The organism is Ulvibacter sp. 2210JD10-4, assembly GCF_058148525.1.
This window is the reverse complement of record NZ_JBYVJZ010000001.1, coordinates 675,051-694,516: the sequence shown is the minus strand read 5'-3', so window position 1 is coordinate 694,516 and position 19,466 is coordinate 675,051. Positions and strand designations below refer to the sequence as shown.

The window sequence follows — 19,466 nt, the reverse complement described above, 5'->3', positions numbered from 1 at the left end:
ATGGATTGTTTCAGTAGCGTAAACGTTAAAAGTACTATATAATTTCACGAAGAAAAAACAATTATTTTTGATTCTCTAATGCTTCCCAATATTCAAAAGCTCTTCGCAAATGGGGTATGACGATTGTACCCCCAATTAAAAGTGAAATACTCAAAGCTTCCATTACTTCTTCTTTTGAAGCTCCAAGTGTATGACATTCTTCTAAATGATACCGAACACAATCATCACAGCGTAATACCATTGAATTGCCCAAGCCTAATAACTCTTTTGTTTTCTTGGGTAAAGCACCTTCGGTAAAAGCATTGGTGTCCAGATTGAAAATTCGTTTGATGATCTTATTATTATCCTCCAATAACTTTTCATTCATTTTGGAACGATAGGCATTGAACCCTTCTACAATATTATCTGACATTGGCTTTTGCTTTTTTGTTTTGTCTTTTAATAACTCCTTTGGCGATAAAAATACTTATCTCGTATAGAACGACCACAGGTACAGCAACAATGATCTGGCTTGCAATATCCGGTGGAGTGATAATTGCTGAAATAATTAAAACGATAACCAATGCAAATTTGCGGTACTTTCTTAATATTTCCGGAGTAACAATACCAACTTTGGCTAAAAAGTAAATGATGATGGGTAGCTCAAAAATAAGCCCACTTGCAATAACCGAAGCTCTTACTAAGGAAATATAGCTACTTAGGTCGAAGTCATTGAAGACTTGTTCACTCACCTGATAACTTCCCAAAAAGTTAATAGATAAAGGGGTCACTACATAATAACCAAATAAAACACCAATAAAGAACAATAGCGAAGCTATAATAATAAAACCACGGCTGGTTTTACGTTCGTTGTCGTGTAAACCCGGGCTTATAAATCGCCAGAACTCCCATAAGACATATGGGAATGCTATAATGAAACCTGCTGTAATAGAGGTCCAAATATGTGCCGAAAACTGTCCGGCCATAGTTCTACTTTGTATTCTGAAAGGAAGCTCCGTAAAGCAAAAACTATCTTCAAATCCTAGAAAACGCGCTGCAGCACAAAGAAGTTTATAAGTAGGGAAATCAGCTTTTTTAGGACCAAATAATAATACGTCAAATATAAAATCCTTGGCAATAAAGGCTACCCCTCCAAAGATTACGATTGCGATCGTAGAACGAATGAGGTGCCAACGCAATTCCTCCAGATGGTCGAGAAAAGACATCTCTTTGCCAACGGCCGAAATCCTTTTTTTTGCTGCCATTAAATAATACCTTCTTTGGTTAGATTATGAATATGTACTACACCACTATAGTTTCCTTTATTTTCGGCCAACAACTGTGTAATGCCATTTGTATCCATTAACTCCATTGCCTCAACTGCCATAGCATCATTAGCAATAATTTTTGGGTCTTGCGTCATAATATCTTTTGCTGTAAGTCCGGTAAAGGAATCCACACGAGTAAGCATTCTACGCAGGTCTCCATCGGTAATGATACCTAAAATCTTATTGTTTTCGACTACAGCAGTCACACCAAGCATTTTTTCAGAGATCTCAACGATTACATTTTTTACATCGGTGTTAGGATGTACCTGTGGTTTTTCATTCAGAGAAGTAAGGTCACTTACCCGTAAATATAGTTTTTTACCGAGTGAACCTCCAGGATGAAATTTAGCAAAATCCTTACTTGAAAACCCACGTAATTCCAACAGGCACATTGCCAAAGCATCACCAATTACCAATTGTGCAGTTGTACTGGTGGTAGGAGCAAGGTTATTGGGACAGGCTTCTTTTTCAACATAAGCATTCAGAATATAATCAGCTTGTTGTCCTAAAAAGGAGTCTTTGTTTGAAGTAATTCCAATTAGTTTATTGCCAATGGCTTTAATAAGAGGAACCAATACTTTTATTTCGGCAGTGTTTCCGCTTTTTGATATACAAATCACCGTATCATTTTCCTGGATAGTACCCAGGTCACCATGAATAGCATCTGCAGCATGCATAAAAATAGAAGGAGTTCCTGTTGAGTTTAAAGTGGCCACTATTTTTGTAGCGATGTTTGCACTTTTACCAATTCCGGTAACTATTACACGGCCTTTGGATTGAAATATATAACTTACAGCATCGGCAAACTCATTGTTAACTAATTCAGAAAGGTGCATTATAGCTTTACTTTCTGTTTCGATGGTTTTTTTTGCTACCGATATAATACGCTTTTGTTCGTTCAAAATTTTACACTTTTAATAGTTTGTAACTGTTTCAGAAATTAGTATATTTAGAATGCGAACAGAAAATATTAAAATTTATAGTGTTCGCATTACATTTTATAGATACAGTTTTACCATATTGGTTGCAAAATTACAATTGTTCCCCTGTATACGCAATTATAATAGCAAAACCTTATGCATTGTAATAAATTTAAAAGTATATAAGCAGCGTGGCTGAAATAGATATTTACGCAGCACTCAAGAAATTTTTTGGATTTACCCGGTTTAAGGGGCTTCAGGAAGATGTTATTAAAAGTGTTCTTAATAATAACAATACTTTTGTAATTATGCCAACGGGAGGAGGTAAATCCCTTTGCTATCAACTTCCGGCATTAATAAAAGGAGGTACGGCTATTGTGGTTTCTCCTCTAATTGCTTTGATGAAAAATCAGGTAGATGCTTTACGCGCACTTTCTTCAGAAGAAGGTATTGCCCACGTTCTTAATTCTTCCCTCAATAAAACTGAAATCAAAAAAGTGAAAAGTGATATAACCAACGGGGTCACAAAATTGTTATATGTTGCTCCGGAATCACTCACAAAGGAAGAGAACGTAACGTTTTTGAATTCAGTAAAAATATCTTTTGTAGCTATAGATGAAGCGCACTGTATTAGTGAATGGGGACACGATTTCAGGCCAGAATACCGTAACCTTCGAAGTATTATTAAACGTATTGGTGATGATATTCCCATTATTGGTCTAACAGCTACTGCTACTCCTAAAGTTCAGGAAGATATTTTGAAGAATCTCGGAATTCAGGATGCAAATACGTTTAAAGCATCATTTAACCGTCCTAATTTATATTATGAGATTCGCCCAAAAACAAAGAATGTTGATTCAGACATTACTCGTTTTGTAAAACAAAATGAAGGCAAAAGTGGTATTATTTATTGTTTAAGTCGTAAAAGAGTAGAAGAATTGGCGCAAACTCTTCAGGTAAATGGAATAAAAGCAGTTCCCTATCATGCAGGTTTAGATGCTAAGACACGGGTAAAACACCAAGATATGTTCTTAATGGAAGATGCAGATGTCGTTGTGGCGACGATTGCATTTGGGATGGGTATTGATAAACCGGATGTTCGCTTTGTGATCCACAATGACATACCTAAAAGTATAGAAAGTTATTATCAGGAAACCGGACGTGCCGGACGTGATGGGGGAGAAGGGCATTGTTTGGCATTTTATGGATATAAGGATATTGAAAAGCTTGAGAAATTTATGAGCGGAAAACCTGTTGCCGAACAGGAAATAGGGCACGCACTACTTCAGGAGGTAGTCGCTTTTGCGGAAACTTCCATCTCCAGAAGAAAATTTATTCTTCATTATTTTGGAGAAGAGTTTGACAACGAAACTGGTGATGGTGGTGATATGGACGATAATATGCGGTATCCCAAAAAGAAAAAAGAAGCTAAAGCGGCAGCAGAAACTTTATTAAATGTTGTTGACAAGACCAATGAACAGTACAAAGGAAAAGAAGTCGTGAATGTTTTGGTGGGTAAAGTAAATGCCCTAATAAAATCTCACCGTACTGATACGCAAGACTTCTTTGGCGTAGGAGTGGATAATGAACCTTCTTTCTGGATGGCCTTGTTGCGACAATTACTGGTAGCGGGATATCTTAAAAAAGACATTGAGACTTACGGAATTATCAAACTCACGAAACGAGGCAGGGAATTTATAAAATCACCTACATCATTTTTAATGACGGAAGACCATTCCTATACAGAAGCCAATGATGATACTATTGTTGTAGCTCAAAAGGGTGGAGGTGCAACAGATGAAAATCTGTTTAAGCTGTTAAAGACAGAACGTAAAAAGGTTGCAGATAAACTGGACCTTCCTCCATTTGTAATCTTTCAGGACCCGTCTCTGGAGGATATGGCGCTTAAATACCCTATAACTTTAGAAGAACTTTCCAATGTACATGGAGTAGGAGAAGGGAAGGCGAAAAAGTATGGGGAATCATTTGTAACACTTATTAGTAATTACGTAGAAGAAAATGATATTATGCGGCCGGATGATTTTGTGGTAAAATCCACAGGAACCAATAGTGCCCTTAAACTATATATCATACAGAACGTAGATAGAAAATTACCTTTGGATGATATTGCCTCTGCAAAAGGCTTGGATATGCAGGATTTTATCAAAGAAATGGAGGCTATTGTCTATAGTGGAACGAAACTTAATATCAACTATTGGATCGATGATATTCTTGATGAAGACCAACAAGAAGAGATCCATGAATATTTCTTAGAGGCTGAAACCGATAAGATTGAAGATGCCATGGATGAGTTTGACGGCGATTACGATCTGGAAGAGCTTCGACTGTACCGTATCAAATTTATTAGTGAGGTGGCGAATTAAATACTAACTCCTCAATTTTATTGCTTACGGAACGATTTGCCTCAACTTCATCTCCTTCCAGCTCACCACAACTCGTTACTATTATAATAACAATATCCTCATCAACGAAATGTCGTATTGCAGAATTATGTCCAAATGATTCTCCACCTCTGGACCAATACTCACTGGTACCTCTATCTGTTTTAGTTTTATACCAACCATAACCTATTTCAATCCCGCTGTTAAGTGTTATATGCGGCCCAAACAGTTTTGCTCTTTTTTCCTGGCCAAAATCATCACTAAAAACATAGTTCTGATATTTATACAGATCATCTACGTTGCTTATAATTCCACCAGCTGCAATATATCCCCAGTTTGGAGCGGATTTGCCTTCCGGAGGAAATTTTTCAAGTTTTTGAGCAAATTCAGTATTGTCATTTTCATTTACCTCAAACCAGAAATTTGTTTCTCGCATTTGTAGTTTGTCAAATAGTTTTTCTCTTACAAAACTTTCATAAGTGTTCCCGGATAATTTTTCAATTATAGCTCCCGTAAACCAATAGCCGGCACTTGTATAATTGAACTCATTATCTAAAACATCATTATCATAGACCAATGCAATATTTTCTTCAGCAGTAAGAGACCCAAAGGATTTGTAATTGGCTCGAAGACCAGAAGTATGAGTTAACATACTATGCAAAGTCATTTTGGAGAAAGGAGGATTTACATCTTGTAAAAAGTCTTCTAGAGGACTATCCAGAGAGACTATATTATTTTCTTCAGCTAAAATAGCAGCCACACCGGTAATTCCTTTTGTGGTAGAAGCGATATAGAATTTTGTGTTGTGTTTAACAGGAACTGATTTTGTAGAATCTGTAAATCCATATCCTTTTTTTAAAATTACATCCTCTTTGACCGCTACTAAAACAGCACCCGAAAATCCTCTGATAACCTCTTTTTTTAGTAAAGAATCTATTCTATTTCCAAGTTCATTTTTTACAATTGGATTTTCAAATCCTAAAGCTTCAGTACTCTTATCTTTATCATGTTTACAACTTATGAAGAGAATCAATAACATGATTAGGAATAAGGAAAAACAACTGATTTTCAATGATTTTAGTTTCATGATATTTAATAGTTTACCAATTTAATTATACCTAAAAGAAGTTAGCAAATCATGTATAATATAATATACTAAAACAAATATATACTTTATATATTCACTTGTTATAACTATAAAGTTTTGATTCTAATTTTCTTACCTTTGCGCTTCATTTTAAAAAAAGAAATATGCAAGACGGTATATACGCAAAATTCTCTACTGAAAAAGGTGCAATTTTAATAAAACTTACCCATGATAAAACTCCGGGAACGGTTGGTAACTTTGTTGCCCTCGCAGAAGGAGATCTTGAAAATTCGGCACAGCCTCAGGGTACTCCATATTATGACGGGTTAACGTTTCACAGAGTGATTCCGGATTTTATGATTCAAGGAGGAGACCCCAACGGAACTGGGGCAGGTGGCCCGGGTTACAATTTTGATGATGAATTTCATCCGGATCTAAAACACGATGTGCCTGGTGTGTTGTCAATGGCTAATGCAGGAAAAGGAACCAATGGAAGTCAATTCTTTATTACACATGTCCCAACTCCCTGGTTAGATAACAACCATACTGTTTTTGGACATGTTGTGGAAGGACAGGATGTGGTAGATAGTATTGCACAAGGAGATACCATGCAAAAAGTGGAGATCATTCGTGAAGGAGAAGTGGCAAAAAGCTGGAATGCTGTGGAAAGTTTCAGACAATTTAACGGAGCTAAAGCCGAACGTGAAGCAGCTGCTAAAAAGGCACAGGAAGAATTATTGACTTCAATTTCTGAAGGTTTTGAAACAACCGAAAGTGGTTTGAGATATCAGATCATTCAAAAAGGAGAAGGCACTAAAGCCGAAAAGGGAAAAACCGTAGGAGTTCATTACAAAGGGATGTTTGCAGATGGAGGTGAATTTGATAACTCATACAAAAGAGGCAACCCCATTGAATTTCCTTTAGGAATGGGAAATGTAATTGCAGGTTGGGATGAAGGGATTGGACTTTTGCAGGTAGGAGATAAGGCGCGTTTTGTAATTCCTCCGCATTTGGCCTATGGGGCGCAAGGTGCTGGTGGTGTGATCCCTCCTAATGCAACATTGGTTTTTGATGTTGAATTGATAGACGTAAAATAATTTCCATAAATATATTAACTGAAAACGCCTCGTTGAATCGGGGCGTTTCGTATTTTTATGTCATGGATATGGAAAAATTAAAATACCCAATTGGCAAATTTGATTGCCCATCAAACATTACTCACGAAATCTTAGAAGCCTGGATCTCTATTTTAGAGCATTTTCCAAACAGGCTTTCCAATTTGGTTACATCTCTTTCCGAAGAACAATTAAACACTCCCTATCGTCCTGACGGTTGGACCGTAAAGCAGGTGATACACCACATCTATGACAGCCACCATAACAGTTATACACGTTTTAAATGGACATTGACAGAAGATACGCCAATTATCAAGGCGTACAATGAAAAAAAGTGGGCAGAGCTAAATGATTACAAGGCAGTGCCTATAGAAATGTCATTGGTTTCAATAAAAACACTTCACGCTAAACTGGTCTTTTTACTGAAAGGGCTTACCTATGTAGAATTTCAGAAAGAATTTATTCATCCGGACGGGAATAAACATATTTCTTTAGCTGAAGCTACAGGAATATACGCATGGCATAGTAATCACCACTATGCACACATTGAAAATTTATTGATTAAAGAAGGGTGGAAATAATTATTTCCATTTGATATTACACCCAATACTTGGTTTTTGGTCTTCTCGCTGTGGATGATTATTAAGAATATTATCCAAGGCTTCCCTAAGATCCCTCCCATTTACAGGAATACCGTTTCCGGGACGGGAATTGTCCAGTTGCCCACGATAAACCAATTTCAATTCATCATCAAATAAATAAAAATCCGGGGTGCAGGCAGCATCATAGGCTTTTGCTATTTCCTGCGTTTCATCATATAAATATGGAAAACTGTAGTTGTGTTTTCTGGCCATTTCCCACATTTTATCAGGACCGTCTTCCGGGTAGTTTTCAACATCATTACTGCTAATGGCAACAAAACCAAAGCCCGTTACGCGATAATCATTTGCAAGACGAACAATTTCTTCGTTCACATGCTTTACAAATGGGCAATGATTACAAATGAACATTACTACAGTCCCTTTTTCGCCACGAATATTCTGTAAACTAACAGGTTTTGAAGTAATGGTATCCAATAAGGTAAAATCCGGTGCTTTGGTCCCTAAGGAAATCATGTTTGAAGGAGTTAGTGCCATAATTCTTTATATTTTACAGTTGTAAGTGAGCAATTTATATGTCGCAAATTTACTATCTTGGTTACACTTAAACACAGATTCTATGGAAATTTCTTGGAATGATTTTGAAAGAGTAGATATGCGGGTAGGAACTATTCTTGAAGTGAAAGATTTTCCCGAAGCACGTAATCCTTCGTATCAACTGTTCATTGACTTTGGAAAAGAAATAGGAACTAAAAAATCTTCTGCACAGGTAACAACACTATATACTAAAGAAGAATTGTTTGGGAAACAGGTAATAGCGGTTATCAACTTTCCAAAGAAACAGATAGGCCCTTTTATGAGTGAATGCCTCGTATTGGGTACAGTTCAAGGAAAAGATATCACCTTATTACAACCTAATAAACCTACACCAAACGGGCTGCGAATTTCTTAAATTACACTTCACTATCCATCATATCTGTCACAACATAGTAACGGGGGTCATCAACAGCTTCTTCGATCACCGACTCAAATTCCGGATCCCATTTCAACAGCAATGTCTTACAATCCGGGCTTAAATGCGTTAGTTTTACTTTTTTCCCGCTCTCCAAATATTTATTGGCAATATTGCGAAGTGCTTCAACCCCGGAATGATCACTTACTTTAGATTCAATAAAATCTATTTCAATTGTATCAGGATCGGTTTTAAAATCAAATTTTGAATTGAAGTTTTGCACAGACCCAAAGAACAAAGGCCCCCAGATCTCATATACTTTTGTACCGTCTTCTTTAATTCGCTTTCGTGCCCGGATCATCGTAGCATTTTTCCAGGCGAAAACCAATGCACTCATAATAACACCGGAAATTACAGCTATTGCCAGATCTTGCCATACAGTAATGGCAGAAACGGCAATTAGAACGATTGCGTCGGAAAGAGGAATTTTATGCAATATCCTAAAACTACTCCATGCAAATGTACCTATTACCACCATGAACATTACACCAACTAACGCTGCTATGGGGATTTGTTCAATTAAAGGAGCGCCAAACAAAACGAAACAAAGCAATGCAATTGCAGCTACAGCCCCGGAGAGCCTACCTCGTCCGCCAGAATTAATATTGATAATGGACTGCCCAATCATGGCACAGCCACCCATTCCTCCAAATAATCCATTAAGAATATTTGCTCCTCCTTGGGCTACACATTCACGATTACCACTTCCTCGGGTTTCTGTCATTTCATCGATCAGGTTAAGAGTCATCAATGACTCAATTAGACCTACTCCTGCCAATATAAGTGCAGTGGTAAGAATAAGGTCCCAATGGCCTTTCAAAGTATATAATAATGCAAATATTTGATCTTGAAAAGTAGGTAATCCACCTTGTAAGCCTTCACCACCTCCGTCTTTAATAAAAGAACCAACAGTACTTACATCAACACCTCCAAAAATAGTAATACAGGCAACAACAATAATAGCAGTTAATGCAGCCGGTATTTTTTTGGTAAGTTTTGGAAGCCCAAACATAATTGCCATAGTAAGCCCTACCAGACCTAACATGACCCACAAATTGCTTCCCTGCATATACTGTTGAACTCCATCCACATTTTCTTTAAAAAGGCCTAATTGTGAAAGAAAAATAACAATAGCCAAACCGTTTACAAACCCCATCATTACAGGATGTGGTATCAAACGTACAAATTTTCCTAGACGTAAAACTCCAGCCAAAATTTGAATACCACCAACAAAGAGTAAAGTAATGAACAACCATTGAAGCCCCAAATTTTCGATAGGGGTAGTTAATGCATTTCCTACTTCATTTCCTTTTTGAATTAAATGCACCATCACAACGGCCATTGCTCCGGTAGCTCCTGAGATCATTCCCGGTCGCCCTCCAAACAGAGCGGTAACAATACCCATCATAAAAGCACCATATAAACCTACCAAAGGGTCGATGCCCGCTACAAAAGCAAAAGCTACAGCTTCCGGCACCAAAGCCAGCGCTACGGTAAGCCCGGATAAAATGTCATTTTTAGGATTCTGCGTAAAATTCTTAATGGTTCTTTGCAACATATTTTTCGCTTAAAAAAGCGGCAAAGATAGGTTTTTAGATTTAAGCGTTGCGTATGCTTTTAATTTTTCTGAAACCAGTGGGTTTCTTTATAATCTTCTCTTTTTGATGCAACTTCGCGATTTTTGAAAATGAGATGATTTCTGTCTACTATTTTACTTCTGTATCCCAAAAGGTGAAAGAAATCTTTCGGGAAAAAGCGTGCCCACTTAAGGTTGACAATGAGTGAATCTTTTTTAGTAGTATTCCATCGCACCCCCGGCAGTAAAGCTAATATATGGTCAAAACGTGTTTTTCTAAGCACTGCGGAGAGGTTTAGAAAAAATTTTGGAATGCTCCTGATAATAAAAAAACCATCACTTCCCTGATCTTGATACAGAGGCATAAATATTTTTCCGTTTTTAACAGCAATTATTTTTTCCCCATTACATGTCGCAAGCTCTTGCCCTTTTTTTATTTTCTGAAAATTAATGAAGCCCGGTTTCATTAAAAATTCATCTTTACGGCTTATCATAAAATGGTTGAATATCTCATAGAACCCTTGCACCTCTAAACTATTTCTAATAAGCGTGTTAATGTGATAATTAAAGTCAGTAGCATCTTTTTTTATGGCGCCTGTAAAAACAAGGCTTAAATATATGAAAGCGAGATGATTGTCAATAGAAGACTGGTCATCATGCTGGCCGCCTTCAAAACCAAAAGCGACATACCCCAATTCATTTACATAGCTAAGCAATGGACCTTCAAGATATTCTTCAATACCCAAAACAACAGGAACAGGATATTGATTTGTAAATTTTCTGTTGAGTAAATTATCGTTTACTGTAATAAATGGAATAGTTTCACTGGAGGTAGTATGCAGGTCGAAAAAGTAAAAAGGGCCGGTTTCTGTTTCAAGAATTTCTTTAAAGCTTTTATAGAGGGCTACCTGTTCTTCCCGGTCCTGGTTCTTAGGATTAAGAAGTGCTCCATTGTGTAACTTTTTCACTTCATTAAGGGACCAAAGCCTGTTCAGGTCTTCTTTTTGAAAGCGTTCTCCTCTTTTTAAGGCTTTTAAATTACCGGCGATAGCATAGATATTTCCTGTAACAGGCGTGTTACTTTCGCGAAGTTGTGTGATAACTTTATGAAGTGCAAATACACCTGCAGGTTCATTGCCATGTATTCCACCAACAAAAATTACAGTCGGGCCGGAAGACCTACCCTTAATATGACCAATTATTCTATGTACCTCTACGGATTGTTCTAATACTTTACTTTGAAGTTTCACCATTGTCAAATGGAATTACATCTTTAATAGTTATAATGCCAACCAATTCTGTTTCTTTAACAACAGGAAGACACCCATATTCATTTTTTTTCATAATAGCAATTGCTTCATCAATAGACGTAGATGGTGCCACAGTGCTAACACTTTTTACCATAATATCTGACACTTTTTTGACGTTGTCGCTTTTTTGATGTTTTTTCATATGACTCCAGGTAAGTAATCCGCACAGTTTTTTAGATTGGTTCTCTACCGGAACATGATGAATATTTTTCCAGTCCATTATAGATGTGGCGAGACTGGCCGAATCATTTTCATTAACAGTAAATAATTGAGTGGACATAATGTGTCCCACTAAATGTGCAGAAGAAAGAATAGCTTTTTCTTTGCTCAGATTTGGCCAATTATTTAAAACACTGCCATTTTGTTGATTCTCATGTATTGCTTTGGTTAAAATCCTAAGAGCATCATCCTTTTTCATTGTTTTTCTTAAGCTCCGGTAATTGGTAATCATCCATTGTGAGCCGGTAATACCCAAAGCACGTTCTTCAATGATTCCCATATATTTTTCAATGTCAATAGGGTCAATATTCATTTTTTCAAGTCCTGAGCGGGCCATAGGTAACAATTCTTTGAGGATCAGATCTTTTACTGAAAAGTTTTTCCCCATCCAATTTAGCACTGAATACTTTCCTGACCTGGCTGCCTTGATGAAGTTATCTTTGGCATCTCTAAAATCCATTACCGAAGGCATATCATCAAATCTTTTAGGCCGTCCTACCATAAGCCCTACCCAAAAGGCAAACGTTGCCATTTCATCTAACGTAGTAGGGCCGGAGGCTATATAACGATTTTCAATTCGTACGTGAGGTTTTCCACCACCAACTCCATAACAAGGACGGTTCCATTTGTAAATAGTACCATTATGGAGGTTGAGTGCGGTTAATTTTGGAATGTTTCCATTTTTGAGTTCTTCCAAAGAATCTTTTTCGATCTCTTTCGATAAAATAACCTTGTGTTGTGCAATGTCATCTTTAAATATTTCGGCGACAGACCCAGACTCCCATTGGGTTCCAAACGAAACACGTGCTTGTTGGTCTTTTAGGGCGTATGATGAATGCCGGGTATCTATACTTTGTTGAAACAATGCAATACGGGTCTCATTCCATAACTCACGCCCTAAAAGCAGAGGAGAATTGGCACTAATACCTAAAACGGGGCCTGAAATTGCCTGCGCCCAGTTATAGCTTGAAATAAAATCTTGTGGAACTATTTGTAAATGCATTTGAAAGCTTGTATTACAGGCTTCAAACATAACAGAATCATGATTAATGGACAGATCATCCACTCCTTTGATATGAAGCTGAAAATCACCACCTCTTAACTCTTTTATCATACTATTTAACGCCCAATATCTGGGTTGCGGTGTCATATAATAAAACTCCAATTCATTTTTACTGATCGTTGGTAAGATGCCGGTCAAAACAATTTTAGTATTGTATTTTTCGGCAACTTCTTTTCCTTTTTTAAGGAGCGTATTTAATTGCTCCTCAACTTTTGAAAAACAATCTTCTTTTAATTCTATAGGATCCAGATTTATTTCAAGATTGAAGCGAGCCAATTCTGTCGTAAAATGTGGGTCATCGATGGCTGCTAAAATTTCCTCAGCCCTGTCCGAAGGACGCCAGTTTTCTGTTACTAAACAGAATTCCTGTTCAGAACCTATACGAACAATATCATCTTCAATAATCCCTTTTTCGAGCATTTCCTCGAGAGCTTTGATATCCTTAAGAAGATAACCTATAAATTTGGCACGATCCTCTTTATTGATACTACGATCTACTTTTTGTTCACCCATTATCAATGTTTAAAAAATACATGTCAGATTCCTTTAAGGAAATATATCATGCATTAAAATTTGAAGAAAGATAAGGGTTAAAAAAATCTCAAAATATGACAAATGACATATTTTGATAAAAGATAAATCGTTTAATTTATTGTCTTACTTATTTGCTGAAACCTTAGTATTGATTTTATCTTCTGGAATATTTTTAATCGTTAATTATTTGAATATTAAATCTTTACATTTCATCTCCAAAGAAAATAGCATTCATTAGTAATTTATTGGTGCCATACCAAAAAGCTCTGAAATTATGGTTGTCTGTAAAATAAACAACTTGTCCACTACCCAGATTCCCTTTTTTAAACGCTGAAGTATTTTGTAATTCCTTTAGATTGGGTTCCGAAATATAACCACTTAAAAGTGGGTTTGAAGTATATTGAATAGGATTGTTATAACTGTTATGGTCAGGCTTTAAGAAAATTGTAGAATTTCTAAATACTGGCAATGTATTGTTTTTATATCCAAAAGCTATGGGGTGTGACCGGTCTAATTTGGTTTCAAAGATAGCACCCCCAATTACCTGTGCTCCCCGGTAATCTCTTCTTTGTTCAAAACTAATATTTTGAGCAGTATCCTTTTTGGTCTTAAACTCCATTTTTAATAATTCATTACTGTTAAACCAATTCCCTGCATTTTTATAGCCAATTAAAGTACCTCCGTTTTGTACCCAGTTTTTTAATTTTTCGGCATCCTTTTTACCTAACCTGTTCCCCCAGCTATTGGTTAAAATAATATCTGTATAACTACTTAGGTCGGTACGACTAAAATTACGGGTGTCAATTTTTGTGACCAGAATATCATATCGCTGGTCTAATAAATGCCAGATCTCACCAGCATCATAAGGAGTAACTCCACTTCCTACAATTATAGCTACTTTTGGAAGCTCTAAAGCACGAAACTGGTTACTTCCCAGATCAATTCCTTCAGTGAGTCCGGTACTAACACTTTGGATAACTACATTTGCCTTTGCTGCAACATCTTTTATAAATGCTGAAAGTTCGGTTGCAGAAAATTTTTGATTTTGCACCGGAATTAAAATGGTACCATAATCATACTTTTTTCCGTCCATTGAAAATTGTTTCATTCCTACTTTGGCACGTAATCCTTTTTTCAGAATAAGATAAAGCGCTTTTGGGGTATAGTAGTCATGCCATTCCATTAAATAAGCATAGTTAGAATTTGCAGGTGCAAGAACGGTTTTCTTTTGAAGATCTGTTACTTCGGCACCCGCATTGCTCATGGCCCCATTTTCAATATAATCTAAATTAAAAGCCAGAGGAAACGTCCACGCACTGACATCGTAGAATAAACTATCCTGAAACTTTGTACGCTTTTCAAACATTGCATTTATCAGTCTGTGTTGTTTTTGATTCTTCGGAACAACGTAGCTGTATCCTTTTTTGAAATGCTTCCCATTACTGGTAAAGTCACTTTTCACTTCATGAAATTTAATTTTATGGCGTTTTAAAATTTCAGCTAAATGATACACTTTTGAAGCATCTTTTTCGTCGCCAAATACAATAGCACCACTCCCTGATGCTTCCTTACGGGCATTACTAAAAAATTCACGTTGATAATCCAGAATTTCTTTACGCATTTTTACAGCAGCTTCTAAAGTGGAAAAGGCAGCAGTAAATTGATTGCGTATAGCAAAGGGAAAGGTTAAAATTCCATTATCGCTTTCCTGGGCATGTCCACGGGCAGAGGCCTGCTCGAACAAAATTCCAATGCTGCCATTAATGTCGGGGAAAGTAGAACCTTTTCCGTAGTAGAAATCATCGAAACTTTCTTTGGAATAGTAAAAACTACCTATTTTGTCTAATGCTCTGGCATGAAACTTTGCAATGTCGCCGGTTAATTCCTGATTTTTCTTTGGTGTTAAAGGATGCGTCCTCGAAGGAATTCCGGGTTGAAAGAAAAAGCTTGCATTGGTACCCATTTCGTGGTGATCTGTCAAAATATTGGGATACCATTGGTGAAATGTAGAAATACGAGCACGACTTTCCGGTAATTGTGCAGGCAGCCAGTCGCGATTCATATCAAACCAATAATGGTTTGTTCTTCCTCCCGGCCAAATCTCGCTGTACTCACGGTCATAGGGGTCCGGATTGATGTTTTTTCCTTTATGTATATTCGCCCAATAGGCAAAACGCTGTAACCCGTCCGGGTTAAGGGCGGGATCAAAAAGAATGACAGTGTTGTTTAATAGTTCATCAATTTTAGGGCCTTGGGCAGCTGCTAAATAGTAGGCTATGGCAAGTGCTGCATTTGAGCCACTGGGTTCATTTCCATGAATAGAATAGCCCTGATATACTACAATTGGCATGGAAGCTGTATTTAAGGCTGCAGCATTGGCTTCAGTTAAGGCTATATGATCTGTTCTAATACTTTCAATATTTGCATGATTGGCAAGAGAAGTAATGGTTAGAAGCAATAGGGGACGACCTTCAAAGGTTGTTCCGCGGTTCTCGACGGTAATACGATCACTGGCTTCCGCCAAGGCATACAAATATTGTATTAATTTGTCATGTGTTATATGCCAATCTCCAACCTCATGCCCAATAATACTTTTAGGTGTTGGAATGTTTTGATCATACTTGATATCTTTTGGAAGGTAATAACTTAGGTCTACATTATAGTCTTGTGCAATAGAAGAAATTGAAAATAATAGAAATGAGAGATATATCAGTTTTTTCATAGGGTTTGGTTGAGTAGTGTTTAAAGATAAAAAAACCGCTTCGATATATCGAAGCGGCTTATATAAATTTTAATATAGATTTAACTATATATCATCAAATTCAACATCTGTGAAATCTGAGGCTGTAGGCTCTTTTGTATTTGCATCAGCTTCCGGAGTTGCTTCTGCATTCTGATGCTCTTCCTTTTTAAAATCTTTCTGGTGACGTTCACTAATAACTTCTTCACCTTTTTCATCGATGATATACTGTATCATCTCGTTTACATTATTCTGGAATTCAGAAAAGTCTTCCTTGTAAAGATATATCTTGTGTTTCTTGTAATGGTAAGAACCGTCGTCGTTGGTAAATTTTTTACTTTCGGTTATTGTCAGGTAGTAATCTCCAGCTTTGGTAGATCTTACATCAAAAAAATAAGTACGTCTTCCGGCACGCATTACTTTTGAAAATATTTCTTCTTTCTCCATCATATACTGATCACTCATAATTGTCAATTTTGTTAAGGTTTTGCCAAAAATCTAAAAAAAATATAAATATGCCAAAGCAAACGTTATATTTCTTTTTCAAGAAGTTGTTTTGCATACAGTTCTTTGTAGTAGCCATCTGTGTTTACTAGCTCATTATGAGTACCTTGCTGTATAATTTTCCCTTCTTCCAAAACAATAATTTTATCTGCGTTTTTAGCCGATGAGACTCTGTGACTCACAATTATTGTGGTCTTATTCTGCGAGATTTTGTTTAGGTTCTGTAAGATTTCTTCTTCAGTTTCGGTATCTACCGCCGAAAGACAATCATCAAATAATAGAATTTGTGGGTTTTTAATGATAGCGCGAGCAATAGAAACTCTTTGCTTTTGACCACCACTTAATGTAATACCACGTTCCCCAAGAATAGTATTATACCCTTTGCTAAAACCCTCTATGTTTTTATGTACTGCTGCATTTTTAGCCGCATCAATGACTTCGGCTTCAGTGGCATTTTCTTTTCCGAATTTAATATTGTTACTAATGGAATCACTAAATAAAAAGGCATCCTGCGGTACATAGCCAATACTACTACGAAGACTATTAAGGTTTAATTTGTTTATAGGAGTTCCATCAATGTTCAGCTGTCCGCTCTCCACATCATACAAACGGCCAATTAATTCTAAAACAGTAGATTTTCCGGATCCTGTGTTTCCAATAATAGAAAGTGTCTCTCCTGGATTAACACTAAATGAAACTTCTTTTAAAGCAGTGATATTTGTTTCGGGATATGTATAACTCAGGTTATTGAATTCAATTTTTCCAATGACGGGCGTTGCTTCGGCAATCGTATTTTTTATAGTGGGTTCTTCTTTTAAAAACTCATTAATACGTTTCTGTGAAGCTTCTGCCTGCTGTACCATAGATGTTACCCAGCCTACAACTGCAACCGGCCAGGTAAGCATGTTTACATAAATTAAAAATTCGACAACAGTTCCCAGATCCTCAATTTTACCATTGATAAATTGATTTCCTCCTATATAGATAACTAAAAGGTTACTTACACCAATAAGCAGTATCATTAGAGGAAAAAAAAGTGCTTGCACTTTTACCAGATCTATATTTTTTTCTTTGCTGGTCTCGGAAAGGGTTACAAAACTTTCATTGACCCTGGGTTCAATTCCGTAGGCTTTTATAACTGAAATTCCACTAAAACTCTCCTGAGTATAGGTAGTAAGTTTAGATAGGTATTGTTGTACTATGGTACTGCGTTTATGGATAGCCACACTCAACTTGTACACGGCTAAAGATAACACCGGAAGGGGAGCAATAGCATACAGCGTTAGTAATGGAGCCTTGTAAAACATATAGCTTATCACCACAATAAATAATGTAATAGTTGTAGTACTATACATGATTGCAGGCCCAACATACATACGTACTTTCGAGACATCTTCACTTATGCGGTTCATTAAATCTCCTGTGCGGTTTTGCTTATAAAAACTGAGGGATAACCTTTCATATTGCTGAAAGATCTCATTTTTGAGATCATATTCAATATAACGAGAAACTACAATAAAGGTTTGTCGCATTAAGAAAGTAAAGAAACCGGCGAGAAGCGTAGTTCCCAATATTAGCAGAATGTTTGTAAGCAATTCAGATTCTACTAATGCAATGTCTGTAATTTCACCACTAATCGATTTTTCAACTACAGTTACTGAATCTCCAATAAACTTTGGAGCAAGTAATGCAAAAATCCTTGCGATAATAGTAATAAAAAGCCCTAAAAGCAGTCTTCCTCTATATTTAATAAAATAACGATTAAGGTATTGAAGCTCTTTCATTTAAAGGAATAGTATTTATTATAAATTCTTATTTTAACAACAATTTCTTTGTTGGAATGTCACTAAACCACTACTTTTGCACGTCCTTTTTAAGGAATCTATAAAATCAAAAATTTTTATGATAAGTGAAGTAGTAAAGTCAAATGAACTTCAAAAAATAGACCCAGTATTTGGGCAATTATCTTTCGATAATCATGAACAAGTTGTTTTTTGCAACGACAAAGATACAGGATTAAAAGCAATAATCGGAATCCATAATACGGTTTTGGGACCAGCTCTTGGAGGCACTCGCATGTGGCAATATAATAGTGAATGGGAAGCTTTGAATGATGTGCTAAGACTCTCTCGCGGAATGACCTATAAATCTGCAATCACCGGATTAAATTTAGGTGGTGGTAAAGCCGTAATAATTGGCGATGCCAAGACAGAGAAGACACCTGAGTTAATGAAACGTTTTGGTGAATTTGTACACTCCTTAAGCGGAAGATACATTACAGCAGAAGATGTTGGAATGGAAACAGAGGACATGGATCTGGTTCGTACTGTAACACCCTTTGTTACGGGTATTTCTGAAGCAAAAGGAGGGGCCGGAAATCCATCCCCAATAACAGCTTATGGAGTTTTTATGGGAATGAAAGCAGCAGCAAAATATACTTTTGGAAGTGATATTCTGGAAGACAAAGTTATTTATGTAGAGGGTATTGGTAATGTAGGAGAGGCTTTAGTTGAAAACCTGACCAATGAAGGAGCTAAAGTATATATCGCCGACATCAACCAAGAACGTTTGGAAGAAGTTCGTGATAAATATAGTGTGGATATCTACAACGGTAGTAATTTGTATGCAGAACCTATGGATATCTATGCACCCTGTGCTTTAGGAGCAACAGTTAATGACAATACAATCCATCAGTTACAAGCGAAGGTAATTGCAGGTGCTGCTAATAACCAATTGGCAGATGGACAAAAACACGGAATGATGCTTCGTGAAAGAGGAATTGTCTACGCTCCAGACTTTTTAATTAATGCCGGTGGAATTATAAATGTTTATGCTGAATTAGAGAATTATGGGCGTCAGGAGATAATTCGTAAGACAGAGAATATCTATAATACAACATTAGAGATTCTTACAAATGCAGAAACAGACGGAGTTACAGCTCACAAAGCAGCATTGGATATTGCTCAATCTAGAATTGACGCAAAAAAAAACAACTAGTTTCTATAGATAAATAGTATCTTTACAGCGCACAAGTATTTACTTGTGCGCTGTTTTTACAAAAGTTCTTTATATTATAAC

Annotated in this window: 16 protein-coding genes; 5 read left to right on the top strand and 11 right to left on the bottom strand. The window is 36.6% G+C overall.

Features of this window, described 5'->3' with window-relative positions; genetic code table 11:
* Window positions 1-61: 61 nt before the first annotated feature.
* From ACY2RT_RS03450 to ACY2RT_RS03440, 3 genes are read right to left on the bottom strand one after another with little or no spacing between them, the layout of a single operon-like run.
* Window positions 62-412: a carboxymuconolactone decarboxylase family protein gene (locus tag ACY2RT_RS03450; protein ID WP_490154476.1), complete on the bottom strand. Its 351-nt coding sequence runs from the start codon at window positions 410-412 to the stop codon at window positions 62-64.
* Window positions 402-1,244 (bottom strand): twin-arginine translocase subunit TatC, encoded by an 843-nt coding sequence (gene tatC, locus ACY2RT_RS03445; RefSeq protein WP_490154475.1) that lies wholly within the window; start codon window positions 1,242-1,244, stop codon window positions 402-404. The genes ACY2RT_RS03450 and tatC overlap by 11 nt, the downstream gene beginning before the upstream one ends.
* Window positions 1,244-2,209 (bottom strand): KpsF/GutQ family sugar-phosphate isomerase, encoded by a 966-nt coding sequence (locus tag ACY2RT_RS03440; protein ID WP_490154474.1) that lies wholly within the window; start codon window positions 2,207-2,209, stop codon window positions 1,244-1,246. The genes tatC and ACY2RT_RS03440 overlap by 1 nt, the downstream gene beginning before the upstream one ends.
* 209 nt (window positions 2,210-2,418) lie before the next feature.
* Between ACY2RT_RS03440 and ACY2RT_RS03435 the strand changes: the two genes are divergently transcribed.
* Window positions 2,419-4,611 carry a RecQ family ATP-dependent DNA helicase gene (locus ACY2RT_RS03435; protein ID WP_490154473.1) on the top strand — a complete coding sequence of 731 codons (2,193 nt, stop codon included), beginning with the start codon at window positions 2,419-2,421 and terminating at the stop codon, window positions 4,609-4,611.
* On the opposite strand, the gene ACY2RT_RS03430 is transcribed toward ACY2RT_RS03435, so the two are convergent.
* The gene (locus ACY2RT_RS03430; RefSeq protein ID WP_490154472.1) at window positions 4,592-5,668 is read right to left on the bottom strand and encodes a serine hydrolase domain-containing protein; all 1,077 of its coding nucleotides are present in this window, start codon (window positions 5,666-5,668) and stop codon (window positions 4,592-4,594) included. The two genes, ACY2RT_RS03435 and ACY2RT_RS03430, sit on opposite strands and share 20 nt — an antisense overlap.
* Before the next feature lie 212 nt (window positions 5,669-5,880).
* On the opposite strand from ACY2RT_RS03430, the gene ACY2RT_RS03425 reads away from it, so the two are divergent.
* Window positions 5,881-6,813, top strand: a complete 933-nt coding sequence (locus ACY2RT_RS03425) for a peptidylprolyl isomerase (RefSeq protein WP_490154471.1) — start codon at window positions 5,881-5,883, stop codon at window positions 6,811-6,813.
* Between the two features lie 68 nt (window positions 6,814-6,881).
* Entirely contained in the window at window positions 6,882-7,412 is a 531-nt protein-coding gene (locus tag ACY2RT_RS03420) for a YfiT family bacillithiol transferase (RefSeq protein WP_490154470.1), read from the top strand.
* On the opposite strand, the gene ACY2RT_RS03415 is transcribed toward ACY2RT_RS03420, so the two are convergent.
* Window positions 7,413-7,967, bottom strand: coding sequence for a thioredoxin family protein (locus ACY2RT_RS03415; RefSeq protein ID WP_490154469.1), 555 nt, complete (start codon window positions 7,965-7,967; stop codon window positions 7,413-7,415).
* 82 nt (window positions 7,968-8,049) lie between these two features.
* Between ACY2RT_RS03415 and ACY2RT_RS03410 the strand changes: the two genes are divergently transcribed.
* The gene (locus ACY2RT_RS03410; protein WP_490154468.1) at window positions 8,050-8,382 is read left to right on the top strand and encodes a tRNA-binding protein; all 333 of its coding nucleotides are present in this window, start codon (window positions 8,050-8,052) and stop codon (window positions 8,380-8,382) included.
* Window position 8,383: 1 nt separating this feature from the next.
* Here ACY2RT_RS03410 and ACY2RT_RS03405 read toward each other — a convergent pair whose 3' ends face one another.
* The 6 genes from ACY2RT_RS03405 to ACY2RT_RS03380 all read right to left on the bottom strand — a co-directional run bounded on the left by ACY2RT_RS03405 (window position 8,384) and on the right by ACY2RT_RS03380 (window position 18,172).
* On the bottom strand, window positions 8,384-10,000 hold the full coding sequence (locus ACY2RT_RS03405; RefSeq protein WP_490154467.1) for a SulP family inorganic anion transporter: 1,617 nt from the start codon (window positions 9,998-10,000) through the stop codon (window positions 8,384-8,386).
* A gap of 59 nt (window positions 10,001-10,059) precedes the next feature.
* Window positions 10,060-11,271 (bottom strand): succinylglutamate desuccinylase/aspartoacylase family protein, encoded by a 1,212-nt coding sequence (locus tag ACY2RT_RS03400; protein ID WP_490154466.1) that lies wholly within the window; start codon window positions 11,269-11,271, stop codon window positions 10,060-10,062.
* On the bottom strand, window positions 11,252-13,123 hold the full coding sequence (locus ACY2RT_RS03395; RefSeq protein WP_490154465.1) for a CBS domain-containing protein: 1,872 nt from the start codon (window positions 13,121-13,123) through the stop codon (window positions 11,252-11,254). The genes ACY2RT_RS03400 and ACY2RT_RS03395 overlap by 20 nt, the downstream gene beginning before the upstream one ends.
* Window positions 13,124-13,346: 223 nt before the next feature.
* Window positions 13,347-15,866 carry a M14 family zinc carboxypeptidase gene (locus ACY2RT_RS03390; protein ID WP_490154464.1) on the bottom strand — a complete coding sequence of 840 codons (2,520 nt, stop codon included), beginning with the start codon at window positions 15,864-15,866 and terminating at the stop codon, window positions 13,347-13,349.
* An 84-nt stretch (window positions 15,867-15,950) separates the two neighbouring features.
* Window positions 15,951-16,349 (bottom strand): PUR family DNA/RNA-binding protein, encoded by a 399-nt coding sequence (locus tag ACY2RT_RS03385; protein WP_490154463.1) that lies wholly within the window; start codon window positions 16,347-16,349, stop codon window positions 15,951-15,953.
* 65 nt (window positions 16,350-16,414) lie between these two features.
* A complete protein-coding gene (locus ACY2RT_RS03380) occupies window positions 16,415-18,172 on the bottom strand; it encodes an ABC transporter ATP-binding protein (protein WP_490154462.1) in 1,758 nt (585 codons plus the stop codon).
* Between the two features lie 118 nt (window positions 18,173-18,290).
* Here ACY2RT_RS03380 and ACY2RT_RS03375 point away from each other — a divergent pair, with 118 nt between their 5' ends.
* A complete protein-coding gene (locus ACY2RT_RS03375; protein WP_490154461.1) occupies window positions 18,291-19,385 on the top strand; it encodes a Glu/Leu/Phe/Val family dehydrogenase in 1,095 nt (364 codons plus the stop codon).
* Window positions 19,386-19,466: the final 81 nt, after the last annotated feature.